The following is a 16,271-nucleotide window of genomic DNA, read 5'->3' as shown; positions in this document are numbered from 1 at the left end:
ACTACACAATTCATCCTTGTTACATCCTGAACGACCACATCATCCTTGAAGAATTCATTTTTGATCTTGCAGGCGTTCATCGACGCAAGCGGCTGCTAGGATGGGTTCACCAACTCGATTCAGCGCTAGCCAAAGCACTACAACGATGGTAGTATGCGTCCTCCTCGCATGTGTTGACCCCACCATCCCTTGATTCGGCCCTTAATGACATTGCCTGACGGCATAGGGACGACTCTCTCGCAAGGCGCGCAGCCAAGCTCACTGTGAGCAGCTGATCAAACGCCAGGTGCGTAGATGGAACGCCAGATTCGCCAAATTGGCGCGGCGTAGACGGTCGCCACGCTGTTCGTCTTCCATTGCGTTGCGCGATGGCAGTCATGAAACGAACAGGATGCAGGCGCGACCCGGTGCCATGTCACGTTGCCAGCGTTTAGACGGTGTGCAATTGAAAGCGACAAGGCGCCACGACAATTTTCGCCGGCGATTGCCGGCCATCCAAGGTGTGATAATGACCTCGACTTCTGTCGCCTCGCCGAGCTTCGGCGAACTGGCACTGCTGCCTGCCGTGCTTTCTGCTCTTGAAACCCTGGGTTATGAAACCCCGTCGCCGATTCAGGCACAAACCATTCCAGCGCTACTGGAAGGCCGTGACATGCTAGGCCAGGCCCAGACCGGCACCGGTAAGACCGCCGCCTTCGCGCTGCCGATCTTGTCAAAAATTGAACTGACTCGTCGCGAGCCTCAAGTGCTGGTGCTTGCGCCCACCCGCGAGCTGGCGCAGCAGGTGGCGGTATCCTTTACCAAGTACGGCCAGAATCTCAAAGGGTTGGAAGTCGCCAGCCTGTGCGGTGGCCAGGAATATCGCGAGCAGCTCAGCGCATTGCGCCGTGGCGCTCAGGTCATCGTGGGTACGCCAGGTCGCGTGATCGATCACCTCGATCGCGGCAGCTTGAAGCTCGACGGCCTTTCATCGCTGGTGCTCGACGAAGCCGATGAAATGCTGCGCATGGGCTTCATCGACGACGTTAAGCGTGTGGTCTCCGATACACCGACCGATGCCCAACGCGTGTTCTTCTCCGCGACGCTGCCGGCGGAAATCGAACGCATCGTCAATCGTTACCTGGTCGATCCGGTCAAGGTAGCCATCGAGTCCAAGGCAGATACCGCTGCCAGCATCGAACAGCGTATGGTGCGCGTCGATGGGGGCGCCAAGATCGAAGCGCTGTCGCGCATTCTCGAAGTCGAGCCGGTAGATGCGGCGATCGTATTCGTACGCACCCGCGCTGCCTGCACCACCCTGGTCGAGCAGCTCACGGCCCGGGGTATCAACGCTGCGGCCTTGTCCGGTGATCTGGATCAGAGCCTGCGGGAGCGCACCGTGGCACGCCTGAAGCGTGGCAAGATCGACGTATTGATTGCCACCGACGTTGCCGCTCGCGGTCTCGATGTGCCGCGTATCACTCACGTGATCAATTATGACCTGCCCCAGGACAGCGAGGCTTATACCCACCGTATTGGTCGTACTGGTCGCGCGGGTCGCTCCGGCATCGCCATTACCTTTGCCGGCGCGCGCGAAACCCGCAAAGTGCGTTGGCTGGAGCAGGCCACGGGTCAGACACTGACTGACACCGAGCTGCCCAACGAAGCCGCGATACGCGCCCACCGCGACGAGCGCTTCCGTGAAAGAGTCGTAGGTACGTTGACGGCAGGTGCCGAAGAGCAGCGTGCTGTGATCGAGCGTCTGGTTGCCGAAGGCCATGATCCTGTCGAGCTGGCCTGCGCCTTTGCCGCGATGGCTCGCGCCGATGAAGCACCGATCGGGCGTCTACCCAAGCCGGGTGCACGTAACGATCGTGAGCGTGCCCCCCGGGATGGCAAGCCGCCCCGTCGTCGCGACAGCGGCCCATCCGAGGGCATGATTCGCTATCGAGTGGGCGTCGGTCACAAGGACGGCATCAAGCCGGGTCAGCTGGTTGGCGCACTGGCCAACGAAGGCGGCATCGAAGGGTCGCGTATCGGCCGCATCGATATTCGCAATGCCTTCTCGGTCGTCGAACTGCCCAACAGTCTGCCGACCAGCATTCTGGCCAAGATGGCCCGCGCCCGCGTAGCCGGTCGTCCGCTGGATATCGCTGAGGATCGGGGAGCGCCGGAACGCGCACCGCGGCGTCGCAGCGACGGGGATGCGCCGATTCGGCGTCGCTCCCAGGCTTAAGCCTCACCCGCAATAAAAGCAACAGCAAAAATCACAGGCCGGGGCGTTTCGCTCCGGCCTGTGTCGTTTCATAACCCTCATCAGGGTTCTCATCAGGAGTAATAGAAGCTATGTGGCGGTCTTTGCCGTGGCGTTTGCGCGGCTATTTGATTACCGGAGCAGGGGTGTTGCTGCTTTCACCGGATGCTTTGTTCGTCAAGGCCACCCAGGTGGATGTGGAAACCTTCATGTTCTGGCGAGCGCTATTGCTGGGCATGGTGTTGTCGCTGGTGGCCTATTTACGTTATGGCCGCCGTTTACCGGAAGTCGTGCGCTCCTGCGGGCAAGCGGCCCTGTGGTGTCCGCTGGCGTTTGCCACCAGCGCTTGGGCCTTCGTCGCTGCCGCGCGTTTGACCGCCGCTGGCAACGTGCTGGTCATGCAGAATCTGGCGCCCTTGATGGCTGGGCTCATCGGAATGATTTTTTTCAGCCAGCGCCTGCGGGTTCAGACCTGGGTAGTCATCTGCCTTTGTGTCGCTGGCGCCAGTCTGATGGCCGCCGGTGAAATCGGCAAGGGGAGTGTGCTTGGGCTGGTCGTGGCCCTAGCGATCCCCTTGGCGATTGCCGTCAACACCACTGTAGCCAGCGCCCAGCGAGGGCAGTCCCGGCGCGGTGCGGATACCACGGTCATTTTGCCGCTAGGCTGCATCGTGATGATTATTCCCGCCATCCTGATGGGGGGTATGCAGCTGCCACCGACAGAGGATCTGGTAACTCTGCTATTGATGGGGGTGGTATTCCTGCCCGGCGCCTACTTCCTTATTCAGACGGGCGCGCGCTATCTACCCGGTGCCGAGGTCAGTCTGGTCATGCTGCTCGAGACTCTGGTCGGTACACTGCTGGTGTGGTGGTGGGTTAGTGAGGTGCCGGCGCCCCTGGCGTTTGTTGGCGGCGGTGTCATTCTTGCTGCCATGCTCGGCAGTACCGCTCGGGATCTACATCGCCAGCGGCGTAAAGTGGCTGCCGGTGCACCGGACCCTCGAGCTGCAATCGATAAAGCGTTGGAAAAGGAGCAGGCGAGGGCGGACGTTCGGACTAGAAGAACCCGAGACATTACACGGGTGAGATTCATCCGGCCGTCAGGTAATCGCCGAGGCGGCGCATGAAGTCGCTCCCGGCTTCAAGCTGATCGACCTCGATGTATTCGTCCGGTTGGTGAGCCTGACTGATGCTGCCGGGGCCGCAAATCACCGTGGATAGCCCGGCGCGCTGGAACTGTCCGCCTTCGGTGGCGTAGGCCACGGCTTCATTGCCACGCTCGCCGAGTAACGCATGGCATAGGCTCAGCGCCTCGCGGTTGTCGCGATCCGCCAGCGCCGGCACGGTCTCGATCAGCTTCTCGGTACGTATGCTGACCTGGGGCGCACGCTGCTTGAGTTCGTGCTCCAGGCGACTGGCGTATTCGTCGAAGCTCACCATCACTTCGTCGAAGCCGTCCTGAGGTAAATGACGGATCTCCCAATCGAACTGACACTCCCGGGCCATGATGTTGATCGCTGTGCCGCCTTGAATCTTGCCCACGTGCAGGCTGGAGTGGGCGACGTTGAAGGCATCGTCGACGCGGCCGGCCTCGCATAGCTCCCCCATGATGTCCTCGATCTTCGTCACCAGGCGGGCGGCGACATGGATCGCCGAGACGCCCTGATTGACCTGGCTGGAGTGCGACTCGCGGCCGGTAACCGTAGTGCGCAGGGTAGTGATGCCCTTTTGCGCGACTACAGGCGCCATCAGCGTGGGTTCGCCGATGATCACCGCCCCTGGGCGCGGATAGTCCGCCATCAGGCGTTCGATCAGACGCGGCGCCCCCAGGCAGCCGACTTCCTCGTCGTAGGAGAAGGCCAGGATGATTGGCCGCTCAAGACTTTGCTCGATCCAGCGCGGCACCTGGGCGAGAGCACAGGCGATGAAGCCCTTCATGTCGCAGGTACCGCGACCATAAAGCCGACCATCATCCCTGTCCGTCAATGTGAAGGGATCGCTCGTCCAGGGTTGGCCATCCACTGGCACCACGTCCGTATGCCCCGATAGCACTACGCCACCGGCCACATCTGGGCCGATACGCGCCAGCAGATTGGCCTTGCTGCCATCGTCATTCTCGACGCGGGTATGGGGCACGCCGTAGTCGTCGAGATACGCTTCGATGAACTGAATCAGCTTGAGGTTGGAATCCCGCGAGACGGTGGCATGACTGACTAGTGTTTCGAGCAATTGCTGTGCAGATGGCATGGAGGCTCCCTATCCAGATGCGGTATTGCCCAAGCCTAACATGTTGGCGTTCGGTGGGCGTGCCAAAGTAGCTATTGATGCGTGATGCGCAACACGCTAAAATCTCCCAATGATTAAATCATTCCGGCACAAGGGATTGAAACGGTTCTACTCGACTGGCAGTACGGCAGGGATACGGGCTGACCATGCCAAGAAATTGCGCATGCAACTCGCGGCTCTCGATACTGCTACGTCAGTAGATGACATGGATATTCCGGGTTTTCGCCTCCATTCCCTGAAAGGAAAAGACAGTGGACGTTGGTCAATTTGGGTTAACGGCAACTGGCGCATGACGTTCGAGTTTCGGGAAGGAAACGCCTATGTGCTTGATTACGAGGATTACCACTGATGACTATGCATAATCCACCTCATCCTGGCGAGTTCATTCGGGACGTTTATCTGGAGCCTTTCGGCATTAGTTCTCGTCAACTTGCTTCAAGTCTAGGGGTTTCGCCCTCCACCTTGTCTCGATTGCTCAAAGGGGATAGTGGCATGAGCCCTGAAATGTCCTTGCGGCTGGCAAAGGTTCTTGGGCGCTCTCCGGAAAGCTGGCTGACGATGCAGGACATGTACGATCTTTGGATGGCTCGTAAAACGGTCAACCTGGATGATATTCATCCATTGGACTTCGAAGTGGCTTAGGTGGGTTGAGCGTCGGTTCATGGTCGTCCAGAGCCAGCGCCAAGGATTGCGGGCCGAGGCTGCCAAAGCCTTCGCCGATCAACAATAAGGTTTAACGCGGCCTCGAACGCTTCGAAAAAGTCCTCTCCGAGTCCTGGGCGTTCTTGCTCGTACCATGCTGCCTTTTCCGCAGCGCTTTCGAGTATCCGTAGCGATTGCACTATTAGGTTCCAATCCTGCTCCGCATTTTCTGGCGAAATTCATCGCGTGTCAGGAAGTTAGCTTGGCCGGCCTCAACTTGGACAATACGACGCATGATCTCGTCATCCCACGCTTGTTCGATGGCATCATCTTGTAAGCCATCGAGGCTCATGATCAGTTCTTGGGCAAGTGCGGCGCGCTCTGATTTGGAAAGCGTCGGAATCTGGGAGCGTAGCTGATCTAGGGCCTCTATGGTCATACCGCCTCCGCGGCTTATGCTATCCGGATATATTATCCCGTGCAGGTAACCCCAACAAGGCGATAGCTATACTGCTCAATCCCACATGTTGGCGGCCGTGTCGTGATACCCATGGGGGAGAGTGCAGCCTAGCTGAACGTTTGGTGCCTTCGAGAGCCTTGGCGTAGATTAAGCCCATGATTTTATACGCCGAGATGGCGGTGGAGGAGATAATGGCATGAGCACCGAGGGCCAGGCGCCTATCGTCATCTATCAGGATGCAGATCAAGCGGTGGAAGTGTGGCTGGACGCCGAGCGGGATACGGTCTGGTTAAACCTACAGCAGCTATCGGAGGTGTTCGGTCGCGACAAGTCCGTGATCTCTCGCCACTTGCGCAACATCTACAAGGAGGGAGAGTTAGAGCGGGAGGCAACGGTTGCAAAAAATGCAACAGTTCAATCTGAGGGTTCCCGGCAGGTACGCCGACAAATCGAGCTCTACAACCTCGATGCCATCATCTCGGTGGGTTATCGCGTCAACTCACGACGTGCGGTGCAGTTCCGCCAGTGGGCCACCCGAGTGCTGCGCGAGCATCTCACGCAGGGCTGGACACTGAATCGCCAGCGCTTCGAGGACAATGCCCGGGAGCTCGAAGCGGCCATGGCCCTGATACGTCAGACGGCCCAGAGCCCGGCACTGGATGCCACCAGCGGCCGTGGCCTCATCGATATCGTTACCCGCTACGCCCAAACCTTTTTGCTGCTGCAGCGTTATGACGAGGGACTGCTGGCCGAGCCCAATGCCCGGCCGGGCGGTCGGCTACCCAGCCTGGATGAGGCCCGTGTGGCCCTTGCCACGCTCAAGGCCGAGTTGATCACACGAGGAGAGGCCTCCGAGTTATTCGCCCGGGAACGCGGCGAGGGCTTGGAAGCGCTACTGGGCAACCTGGACCAGACAATCTTCGGCGAGCCCGCCTACCCCTCGGTGGAAGCCAAGGCGGCGCATTTGCTCTACTTCGTGATCAAGAACCATCCCTTCGCCGACGGCAACAAGCGCAGCGCGGCCTACCTCTTCGTCGACTTTCTCTATCGCAACGATCGCCTGCTTAACGCTGACGGCGAAGCGGTGGTGAACGACGTAGGGCTGGCGGCTCTGACGCTGCTGGTCGCCGAGTCCGACCCGGCCAACAAGGACATCATGATCCGGCTGATCATGAACATGCTGGCCAGCCCGGAGGAGGATTCCTGAGTTTTCCTGTAGTCCTCAGGCGTGATGAAGGTAGTAGGCACCGCTCGGATGAGGGCGCAGACGTTTGAAGCCCTTCAGGAATTTATGAAATACCTGTTTTTCGACATTCAGTCAGGCATATCTAAAAAGAGGGCTTTTTCGACCCGTTTTCGTGATATGCCGATGGCGTCACTTTCTCGATCATAAAGGCATGCGTCGTTAAAAGCATTTCATGCATCCCTAGCTGGACAAACTGATGACCGAGGGCGGCTATGAGACTACTCACTAGCGGGCTGACTGATGTCCTTGGACATGGAATAGATGATGAATGATCATCGCAAAAAGGGATGTTTTGCTCGGGGCTGCTGAAGTGACCACTGCAGTAGCAGGGCTGAAGAGCTGGGATAGAGAACCCCGTAGAAAATGAGGTTCGAGACCGCGCGGAATCTGATGCGCGTAACCGAAACGGCTCCCGGGCATGAGCCAGGCTTCTATGAATCTATATTTTTGTACAGTATTATTTTTTGCACAGATCACAGAAGTCAAATGATTACATGGCAGTCAGTAAGTGACCAGCTAAGCTGTTGTTTATAAATCTTTAAGTAAGCGCTTTTGGAAATTGGAAACCGTAATTATGAAGCGGTCAGATTTCCGCAATATCGAAGCGGTCTGTCTAATTGCTGTTATAGGGCTTTTTGATGGTTTAAAGGCCTACTAAACGTTAAACCTTTAAAAGAATGGCTTTAAATATTCACAGTAAAAAGGGTGAAAAATGGAAGCAGAGATAGCAAGTACCTCAAGTATTTCACCAAAATCATTTCTAAAAGCTAGAAGACCAGAGCGTTTTTCTGATTCAATAACAAAGGATGTAGGTAAACTAGATCGTTCTGTTTTGGAATTTCAGTTGTCTACGCTTAATAGAAGAAATATGGAGTTGGCATTCGAAGATTTCGCTAAAAAACTCTGTGAAAAAGTCATTTGCCCAAATCTGCTAGAGCAAACAGGTCCGGTAGCTGGTGGTGATGGAAAGGTAGATACACAAACCTTTCCCGTATCAGAGCAGTCTAAAGTTCTTTGGTATATTGGAGTTGATGAAAATTCCAACAACGAACGATGGGCTTTTGCAGTAAGCACACAAGAGGATTGGAAAGCTAAGTGCAGGAAAGATGTTCGAAAAATAAAGGCCACTGACCGAGATTACAAAAAAGCATTTTGTGTAACAAATATGTATGCAAAAGCTAATCAGCGAAGTGAGTTGGAAGACTCGTTAAGGAAAGAAACTGGAATTGATGTAAGAATTTTAGATATCTCTTGGATACTAGATCAAATATTTTCCAATGGCTACGAACAATTAGCGATTGATTGCTTGTCGATTGATATAGACTGGCGCCGAGAAATAGAAATCGGAGTTAATGACTACGCTAGAAATGTAAGGCTAAATGAGCTCGAAAAATTAATAAAAAATGAAATAGACACTAGTAAAGTACTCCCTCACCAATTGGATTGGTTATTAGAGGTCGCGGTATTGTCAAAGGAGCTCGAAAAGCCCTCAATTGAAACACAGGGGCTTTTTCTAAGAGCTATTAAAGCGGCTGAAAAATTTGGCACTAATTTCCATCGATTTAATGCTCATTATCAGTATGCTTGGGCTGCCTATTGGTGGTTTGAAGACATTGCTATATTTGGCGAGCAGCTATTGTTATGTTTGCAGATAGCGAAAGGAATTGAGCAATCGGGTCAATGGGGAGATACAGTATCGCTTCTTGGTCTCTATTCGAGCTACTATCGAGGTAGTGAAGGTGAAAGTGATTTGGATATCGAATCGCTTCTGTTAGAGGCAAAAGGCGAACTGAATAAGCTTGCAAAAAAGGATGAACGACCCAGTAATTCTCTGATGTCTCGGATCTATATTGAATTGCTAAATTTGCATTCCATCAAGAATATAGACCAAGCTTCAGCCATATTTTCATCAATGCACGAAATTATGAAAGAAGGTGAGAAGTTAGTAGGTTTCTCATTTAATGAAGTATCCGATTTGGTTACCGAGTTGGATAGTTTTTTTGGTGAATTAGAAAGTTATGAAAATTTACTTGACTATATCACAGAGTACACTTCACGTCGTGAGGGCGAGGTTAGGGGAGCTGTTCTCTGGCTAAAAAGGGGCGCAAGGCGCCTAGAATCTAACGAACCATATCAATCAATAAAGTTAATTGGTAAATCTCTTGCGGCGCTATACAAAAAGGAGTCCAAGAAAGACCTTTATGCTGCATTAAATATTCTTTCAGCGGCTTACAGGAAAGTTGGTTTGCTTTGGGCATCGCGTGCGAATTTATTGCTCGCTGCATCAATAGTTACAGATGAATTTTGGCGTAGCGGTGACATTCTATCTGCCCAAGTATATGCATATATACGGCTTGCTAAAGTTGAACTTCAGTTAGGCCGCGTAAATTACGCTCTCGCATGGTGGGAGCTGGCATCTGTTGTCTCGTCTCAAGTTGAAGAAGAAACCATATCAGAAACGGAATACCTTTCTTTCGATGCATATTTGTCTCAATGCATACTCAATACCCCTATCGATGGGCTAAGTTCTATTCAACGATTACCCGATCTTTTGGATAAGGCGCAACTATTCACTAGTAGATCTATGTTGTTATATTCACTGGGTCATGAAGATCTTGTAAAAAAAGAGTATGAATTGAATATAGACAACGAGTATATAGATTATCTAAAAATGGTTAGAGATACAGATTTAGGTGCGCCTGTTCCAGAAATAATTGATTGTGAAGAAAGATATGGTCACTTGAAAAGTTATGTTATGGGTTGTGAAATTGGAGTTTCTTTTCCGTTTAGAAGTCCTTTGGTGGAACTAGCGGAAACACTACTTTCTGTCATAGAAGGTTTTTTATCAACAGGAATGGTTGATCAAGTATTTGTATATGAGTCTCGCCTTGAAATTGAAATTACAGCCGATGACGATGACGAAATTGAGATATCACATGAAGTAGATGATGCAAGTGGAGCTCTGAAAATGAATATTCTGTGTTCATCATTCACCTCTGATATGTTGAATGTTTCTGGGCAAAGAATTATTCAAGAATGGCTTCATGATTTTGTAATTGACGTATTCTCACGCATGGTTAGGCCCAAAAATCCAGAGAGGACTCTGGAATCTATGCTTGGCGAAGACAGGGCTCTAGAGCGTTCTGTATCATTTGGGTCATGCTTTGTTGGTTTACAAAACATAATGGGTAATGATGCCGTTAGTCGTATTAAGTCGCTTCTGCGTGATTCTGAACACAAACAATACGACATGCTCCGTTCGTTGCCATGGGATTCTAGCTTTCCAAAGTCTAAACCGGCGAGCAAACCATTGAGCAATTTGAAGCCTGGCAAGGGAAAGCCACCCAAAGGGTTGATTGATGGTGAAAGCTTGTCCCATAAAGATATGAAGGTACAGGATCTTATCAAAATAAGGTTGTGGGATAGAACTGTATGGTGTGGGACTGGATATGCAATTTATCCCAATGGAGATATTGAATTAACTTTACTTTTTGAAGATGAACAAGCAGCAGAAGTTATTTTTGCAGATTTAGAAAATGAAATAGGTAGTGAAGACAGAGAAGATCGGTTAAAAATATCAATTATTAGAAATATTGACCGAAAAAATCCTGCACATTACAGAGTTTGTATTAGTGAAAACTTCACTTTTGACTCGAATAAAACTGTTCAGATGATTGCCAGAAAAAACACAATGACCCCTTCGACATCCGAAAACCTTAATGGATTTCTATCCGCATTTGATGAGCGAAAAAGCTATATTTTGAGCTATGCAGTAGTTAGGAATGAACGGATTATTGAGAGCTCATTAGCGAAGAAAAAATCAATCCGAAAATTTGACATTAATGTTTTAGAAGCATGGAAGATAGGGCCAAATGATATAGAAGTGATGGCCATTCATTCAGACGATGACCCTCTAATTCCAGAAGGGGTAAGTAATGCCCCCATAATTGAGTCTCTAAAAAGGAAGTTTAATCAGTGAAGCCCTATAACAAGTCAAAGCACACGGACTTGGCAAAGTTGTTACCTTTTTTGTTCCAAAAAAGCCGCCATCTCCACCAAGCCGGTGTTTGAGGCGTTAGCGCTCTGGAGGCGACTATTGATTGAGTTCGAAGAAGCAGTCTCAACACCCGAGAATTGGCTCCGGCAAGCTTGGCAGCTGCTCGAGGCAGCCAAAGCTCTCTATCAGAGCATGGATGGTATGCGCTTGCCAAAGACTGAAACAGAGACATACAGGGAAGTAGGCTCGATGAAGGGAATTATGTTGCTATTGGGCCTTGCGATCGAGAATGCTCTTAAAGGGGCGCTGGTTTATAAATTTCCTCCTGATACCTCAGGAGGGCGCTTGAAAAGTTCACACTTTCAGGATAACGGCCGCCAGCATGACCTAGTAGCAATTGCACAGAGGATGAAGTTCCCGATTTCTGACGAGTATAGGCCGCTCCTCGAGCGTTTAACTATATTTGTTCAGTGGGCTTCTAAATATCAAGCTCCGCTTCGAAAATCTGAACAGGAAAAGGCTTCGGGCAACTTGTACCTGCGCCCACCGACGGACATTGAACTTGTCGAAGCTCTTATCACGGACCTACAATCTTATGCTGGTTACGATAACGACGCTGGTTGGCCGATACCACGCTAACAATGCAAAGCAGTTCGGCCTGGACTTTCCTTCCGGATATAGGCTTCGCCTGCGCTACAAAGCAGCGTGTTAGGTCGGCACCTGCTAACTGTCCGCTTTTGGCCGAAAGCGGCACTCTCAAGCTATTACTGAGTTTATCCCCACGTTGAAACCAGCCAACTTGGTCAATTCCAACGTGGAGATTTATCTATTCAGGCCATCAATTACTCACCAACCTCGCCCGGCTGGCGCCATTACCTAGCGGTTCGATACGCACCTGCACCGGAATCCGTTCGTGCATTTCCTGCACGTGGGAGATCACGCCGACGCGCCGCCCTTGGGCCTGCAGGCCGTCGAGAGCGTCCATGGCCAGGGCCAGGGATTGCGGGTCGAGGCTGCCGAAGCCTTCGTCGATGAATAGCGATTCGATGCGTAGCTGTCCCGAGGCCATCGAGGCAAGGCCCAAGGCCAGTGCCAGTGACACTAAAAAGGTCTCGCCCCCGGAGAGCGAATGCACGGAGCGGCGTTCGTCGCCCATGTCGCCGTCGATCACCAGAATGCCGAGTTCGCTGCCGCCGCGGGTCAGGCGGTAGCGCCGTGACAGCGAGGCAAGGTGGGCATTGGCGTGATCGAGTAGCTGTTCCAGATTATAGGCCTGGGCGATGCGCCGGAATGCCTTGCCATCTGCGGAGCCGATGAGTTCGCTGATGCTGCCCCAGCGATGCTGCTCGCGGCGTGCATGCTCCAATTCATCGAGCACTTCGCGCTGGCGTTCGCGGCGACGGTCGTCGTCGCGCAGGGCGTGCTGAGCCGCGTCACGGCGCTGCTGGGTGGCCGTTTGACGCTCGGCGAGGCTGGCTTCCTCTGCAGCGAGGCGTTCGCCCATTGCCGCGATTCGGCCCTCGGTATCCTCTCCAAGCAGCGACTCGGGGGAGACATCGGCAAAACGCTCGCAGCGATGATTCGCCAGCATCTGGCGGCGCTCGGTCAGGCTGATCTCGGCGGCATGATGCTCGCGCTCGGCTTTTTGCAGGCGCTCGCGCAGGGCCTGGCGGTCCGCGTCGTCGATGGCGAGCAGAGTTGCCAGGGTGGCGTCATCGAACTGCGGGTGCTGTTCGCGCCAGACATTCAGTTCCTGGTCGAGTTGCGTATGCTCTTCCTTGAGGGCATCCAGTCGTTGTTGCTGATGTTCAAGCGCCTGGCGCTGGCGCTGCACCTCGCTGGCGGCGTGCTGTTCGCGCTCCCGGGCCTGTTCGGCGTGCTTGCGGGCATCCTCCAGGGCGCTGTCGACACTCGTTTGCCATTCGTTGGGGGCGGCGTGATCGCCCAGGGCTTCGCGCAGTTCCCGCGCCAACCGCTGACACTGCTCGGCGAGCGGGGCCAGTTCGTTGTCGAGGGTGGCGAGGCTCTGTTCCTGCTGTTCGCAGCGACTGGCCAGCTTGCCGAGTTCGATTTCCTGGCGTTGCAGGGCGTCGCGCAGCGGGGTGAGGCGTTGCTGGGTCGTGTCGAGGGCTTCGAGAGCCTGGCGGGAGTCGCGCCAGTGCCGTTCGGCGTGCTCCTGGTTGTTGCCTAGCCAGCTAGCGGCATCCGTCTGTTCGAGCAATGCCTGGCTGTCGGGTTGATCGAGCAGGGTGGTGCGGTGGGCGGCGGTTTCCTCGGCCAGTTTGGCGATGTGGGTGGCGCTCTGGGTCAGTTGCGCCTGCAATGCGCGGTATTGTCCCTGTAACCCATGGTGTCTTTCTCGAGCGGCCTCGACGGCTTTCGCCGCTTCGTCGAGTTGGCGCCGCTCTTCGCGTTCGGTAGCCTCGAGCTGTGCCTGGCCGGGTTCGCGTGGCGGCGCATCGCGGTAGGGATGGGCCTGGCTGCCGCATACCGGGCAGGGTTGGTCGTCGCTCAGTTGCTGGCGCAGCAAGACCACACTCTCGCTACGAGCGGCACGCAGTCCGTCGATGCTGGCCTGTAGTTGGCGCTGCTGGTTTTCCGCTCCTTCTAGTTGGGTCTTGGCCGCCTGGCCCTGTTCCAGCACCTGTGCCTGTCCTTGGGTGTCGCTATCCTGTTGCCGGCGCAGCGCATCGAGGCGTTGTTGGCTGTCATGCCACTGGCGCCAGTGCCGCTCGAGGGTCTGCAGGGTCTGACGGCGTTGATTGGCCTGTTCCTGATCGGTGAGCAGGGCGCGTCGGGCGGTCAAGGCATCGGCGTGTTCGCCCAACTGCAGGCGTTGCGTGGCCTGCAGGTCGTCGAACTCCTGGTGTTGTTCGCGGTAACCCCTTTGCAGGGTGTCGTGTCGCTGACGATCCCCCGTCAGCGCGTCGGCGATTCGCTGACGGCTGGCCTGTTTGTCGCGGCGCTGATGCTCGAAGCGGTCGCGTTCGGCGGCCAGTTCCCGGGCCGCCTCGATCAAGGGCAGCGTCGCCTGGCGGGCCTGGGTGGCCTCGGCCAAAGCGCTATCGGCCTGGCGCTTGTCCCCGGCGGCATGGCTATGGTGTTGTTCGGCCTCGCTCAGTGCCTGGCGGGTGGAGGCGCACTGCTGTTCCTGCTCACGGGATTGTCTCGTCAGCGTCTCGCGGCGCTGGAAACGGTGGCGCTGCGGGGCGAGCCGTTCGAGCTTGCGCTCCTGTTCACGCTGCTCCGATAAGGCCTCGTCGTCGCGGCGTGCCAGCTCCATGTGTTGACGAGCATCCTGCATGCCCTGGACTAGATGCCTATCCTGCTGCAGCCACCGGCGTTCCCCTTGCAAATGCGTGGCCTGAAGCTGAGTCGCATTCAGCACGCGTTCGCTCTCGGCGGCCTCGCTTTCGAGTCGAACGCGGGCCTCGGCCTCGGCAGGGGGCTCGCCGGCTAGACGTTGTTCGAGTTCCCCCACCACCTGCTGGGCCTGTCGGGCGCGACGATAGGCGGCAATCGAGATTCTTGAGTACTCGCCGGTATCGGTGAGTTTTTCAAGCAACTCGCTGCGGGCGTTGTCGTCCGCCTTGAGGAAGGCGGAAAACTCGCTCTGAGCCAGCAGTACCGCGCGGGTGAACTGCTCGAAGGAGAGGCCCAGGCGTTCCGGGAGCAGAGCATCGAATTCGCGCTTCTGAGCGGTCAGCAGGCGGTTGTCGTCGATATCGAAAAGCGACTGTTCGACCGCCTGCAGGCGGCCATCCTGACGTTCCCGAGCGCGGCGAACGGCCCAGCGTGCCCGGTAGCGGCGTTGGTCGCGGCCCAGGAAATCGACCTCGGCGAAGCCACTGGCGCAACCACGGCGCAGCAGGGTGCGCGGATCGAAGCTGGTGACATCCGTGGCGCCGGGGTCGGGGATGCGCGCCTGGTCCTGGCGGGCACCGCGCAGGCGTGGGGTACTGCCATAGAGCGCCAGGCAAAGGGCGTCGAGCAGGGTACTCTTGCCCGCCCCGGTGGGGCCGATAATAGCGAACAGGCCCTGCTCGGCCAGTGGAGCGCAAGTGAAGTCGAGTTCGTGTTTACCTGCCAGGGAGGCGAGGTTCTCCAGGCGAATGGCGAGGATCTTCATGCGTTCTCCTCGTCGTCGTGAACCGTCTGCAGTAGATGATCGAAATCCTCGAGTATCTGGGGTGTCGGTTCGCTGGCGTAGCGCTTGTGCCAGGTGCGCTCGAAGAGTTCACGCGGGCCGAGGCTGTCGAGGGTCACTCGGGATTCCCGAGCATCGCCCAAGCTATCAGGAAAGCGCGTATGGATGCGCAGCAGTCGCAGCGGCTTGCCGTCCAGGGCGGCTTCCACCCGGGCGCGCAGGTCCGGACAGGGCGCGGCGAGCTCCACGCGCACCTCCAGCCAGGGCCAGCGCTCCCGAGGCAGATTGTCGTCGCCGGTCAAGGCGTCGAGTTCGCTCAAGGTCTGTTCCAGCGGCAAGGGGCCCACCCGACGCAGTTCCACGGAACGCGGGATCGGCAGTGCTTCGATGCCACTCAGTGTTTCGCCCTCGAGGGTGATCTCGACGATCTGATGCGGGTAGTGGGCTTCGGAGAAGTCCATGGGTAGCGGCGTGCCACTGTAGCGAATGCGTGCCTCGACAACCTGCTGAGGACGATGCAAGTGGCCCAGGGCCACGTAGGCGATGTCCTCGGGAAACAGGCTCGCCGGCAGGGCTTCTTCGCCGCCAATGACGATGGGGCGCTCGCTGTGTTCGGAGACGCTGGCGCCCTGCAGGTGGGCATGGCTCATGGCCACCAACGCCTGGCCGGGTTGACGGCGTTCGCGAGCGTCGTCGATCAGCTCACGATGCACCCGAGCGATGCCCGCTGCATAGTCGCCGATATCGCCGCCGGTCACTTCCGCCGGGCGCAGAAAGGGCAGGGCCAGGCACCAGGCACGAATTTCTCCGCTAGTGTCGTGCAGCGGAATCAGCAGGCGTTCGCTATCCAGCTCGCCGTCGTCGCGCCATTGCACCCGGCCGCGGGCATGGGCATTCAGCCGCTGCATCAAGGGGGCCGGCAGTTCGATGCGGTTGCCGCTATCGTGGTTGCCGGCAATCATTACGATCTCGAGCTGTGGCAGGCGTTCGTGAGCACCAACGATGAAGTCGTAAAGCAGCTCTTGGGCGCGTAGGGAAGGGTTGACCACATCGAAGACATCCCCGGCGATCAGCAGTGCATCCGGTTGTCGAGTGGCTAGCGTCTCGAGCATCCAGTCAAGAAAAGCGCGGTGTTCCTCATGGCGTTCCTGGCCATGAAAGGTCTGGCCGAGATGCCAGTCGGCGGTATGGAAAAACTTCACATGATGCTCCTGCAGCGAGGCGCTAGTGTAAAACGTGGAGGCTCAGTGCGCTAACCTA

General features: G+C 55.7%; 11 protein-coding genes. 7 read left to right on the top strand and 4 right to left on the bottom strand.

All coding sequences use genetic code 11. The features are described from left to right. Nucleotides 1–508 precede the first annotated feature (508 nt). Nucleotides 509–2,215, top strand: a complete 1,707-nt coding sequence (locus tag H7850_RS12685) for a DEAD/DEAH box helicase (RefSeq protein ID WP_227369898.1) — start codon at nt 509–511, stop codon at nt 2,213–2,215. 110 nt (nt 2,216–2,325) lie between these two features. Further along, complete coding sequence (locus H7850_RS12680; RefSeq protein ID WP_227369897.1) at nt 2,326–3,360, top strand: DMT family transporter; 1,035 nt, start codon at nt 2,326–2,328, stop codon at nt 3,358–3,360. On the opposite strand, the gene argE is transcribed toward H7850_RS12680, so the two are convergent. Beyond that, nucleotides 3,323–4,480, bottom strand: a complete 1,158-nt coding sequence (gene argE / locus H7850_RS12675; RefSeq protein ID WP_227369896.1) for an acetylornithine deacetylase — start codon at nt 4,478–4,480, stop codon at nt 3,323–3,325. The genes H7850_RS12680 and argE overlap by 38 nt on opposite strands. Before the next feature lie 109 nt (nt 4,481–4,589). Here argE and H7850_RS12670 point away from each other — a divergent pair, with 109 nt between their 5' ends. Together H7850_RS12670 and H7850_RS12665 are read left to right on the top strand one after the other, a co-directional pair. Then, on the top strand, nt 4,590–4,868 hold the full coding sequence (locus tag H7850_RS12670) for a type II toxin-antitoxin system RelE/ParE family toxin (RefSeq protein WP_048307205.1): 279 nt from the start codon (nt 4,590–4,592) through the stop codon (nt 4,866–4,868). Further along, a complete protein-coding gene (locus tag H7850_RS12665) occupies nt 4,868–5,161 on the top strand; it encodes a HigA family addiction module antitoxin (protein ID WP_227369895.1) in 294 nt (97 codons plus the stop codon). The genes H7850_RS12670 and H7850_RS12665 overlap by 1 nt, the downstream gene beginning before the upstream one ends. A 202-nt stretch (nt 5,162–5,363) precedes the next feature. On the opposite strand, the gene H7850_RS12660 is transcribed toward H7850_RS12665, so the two are convergent. Continuing rightward, on the bottom strand, nt 5,364–5,600 hold the full coding sequence (locus H7850_RS12660; protein ID WP_227369894.1) for an addiction module protein: 237 nt from the start codon (nt 5,598–5,600) through the stop codon (nt 5,364–5,366). Nucleotides 5,601–5,817: 217 nt separating this feature from the next. On the opposite strand from H7850_RS12660, the gene rhuM reads away from it, so the two are divergent. The 3 genes from rhuM to H7850_RS12645 all read left to right on the top strand — a co-directional run bounded on the left by rhuM (nt 5,818) and on the right by H7850_RS12645 (nt 11,503). After that, the gene (gene rhuM / locus H7850_RS12655; protein WP_227369893.1) at nt 5,818–6,828 is read left to right on the top strand and encodes a RhuM family protein; all 1,011 of its coding nucleotides are present in this window, start codon (nt 5,818–5,820) and stop codon (nt 6,826–6,828) included. Nucleotides 6,829–7,579: 751 nt separating this feature from the next. Continuing rightward, on the top strand, nt 7,580–10,846 hold the full coding sequence (locus H7850_RS12650; RefSeq protein ID WP_227369892.1) for a hypothetical protein: 3,267 nt from the start codon (nt 7,580–7,582) through the stop codon (nt 10,844–10,846). 117 nt (nt 10,847–10,963) lie between these two features. Continuing rightward, complete coding sequence (locus H7850_RS12645) at nt 10,964–11,503, top strand: hypothetical protein (protein ID WP_227369891.1); 540 nt, start codon at nt 10,964–10,966, stop codon at nt 11,501–11,503. A gap of 199 nt (nt 11,504–11,702) precedes the next feature. On the opposite strand, the gene H7850_RS12640 is transcribed toward H7850_RS12645, so the two are convergent. Together H7850_RS12640 and H7850_RS12635 are read right to left on the bottom strand one after the other, a co-directional pair. Continuing rightward, nucleotides 11,703–14,993 carry an AAA family ATPase gene (locus H7850_RS12640; protein ID WP_227369890.1) on the bottom strand — a complete coding sequence of 1,097 codons (3,291 nt, stop codon included), beginning with the start codon at nt 14,991–14,993 and terminating at the stop codon, nt 11,703–11,705. Beyond that, nucleotides 14,990–16,213 carry an exonuclease SbcCD subunit D C-terminal domain-containing protein gene (locus H7850_RS12635; protein WP_227369889.1) on the bottom strand — a complete coding sequence of 408 codons (1,224 nt, stop codon included), beginning with the start codon at nt 16,211–16,213 and terminating at the stop codon, nt 14,990–14,992. Before H7850_RS12635 ends, H7850_RS12640 begins: the two co-directional genes overlap by 4 nt. Nucleotides 16,214–16,271 lie beyond the last annotated feature (58 nt).

The organism is Halomonas sp. M20, assembly GCF_020622265.1.
In the GTDB taxonomy this organism is placed as follows: Bacteria; Pseudomonadota; Gammaproteobacteria; order Pseudomonadales; family Halomonadaceae; genus Modicisalibacter.
This window is presented reverse-complemented; position numbering and strand designations above follow the sequence as displayed.